The organism is Burkholderia sp. BCC1640 (assembly GCF_902833125.1).
Taxonomy (GTDB): domain Bacteria; phylum Pseudomonadota; class Gammaproteobacteria; order Burkholderiales; family Burkholderiaceae; genus Burkholderia; species Burkholderia diffusa.
On record NZ_CADFEF010000154.1, the window covers coordinates 1 to 492 of the forward strand.

1 protein-coding gene is annotated in these 492 nt (G+C 69.9%); it reads right to left on the reverse strand.

The window, feature by feature from the left end; genetic code table 11:
• Positions 1 to 492, reverse strand: a 492-nt coding sequence (locus HWX25_RS32965; protein WP_175912778.1) for a condensation domain-containing protein, incomplete at both ends; no start/stop codon positions are given.

The following is a 492-nucleotide window of genomic DNA, read 5'->3' on the forward strand; positions in this document are numbered from 1 at the left end:
GCATGAAATCCATCTGGCTGGCATCGAAGCGCAGGCTGTCGTAGTTGGCCACCAGTTCGAGCCCCTTGCCGTCGCCGAAGATCTCCAGGTCCAGGTCCGACTGCGCCTGGCGGTTGACCACCTCCTGCTGCACCGACAGCGAGAGCCCGCCGCCCCAGTCGTGCGTCTCGACGGGCGGCACGTTCTGGTGCCGCAGCATCACCGGCACCGGCGAGCGAGCGTCGTGCTGGCGCAGCGCCGGCACGGCCGCCAGCATGTGCTCGAACGGCAGCGCCTGGTGTTCCAGCGCCTCCAGCACGCGCTCGCCCGCCCTGGCCAGCAGGGTCGCGACATCGGGCTCGCCCGACAGGTCCAGGCGCAGCGGCAGGATATTGATGAAGAAGCCGATCAAGGGCTCCAGCAGCGCGTCGTCGCGCCCGGCGGTGGTGGTGCCGATGCAGAAGTCCTCGCGGCCGCTGCGCCGATGATGCAGCACGCCGAGCGCGACCAGGA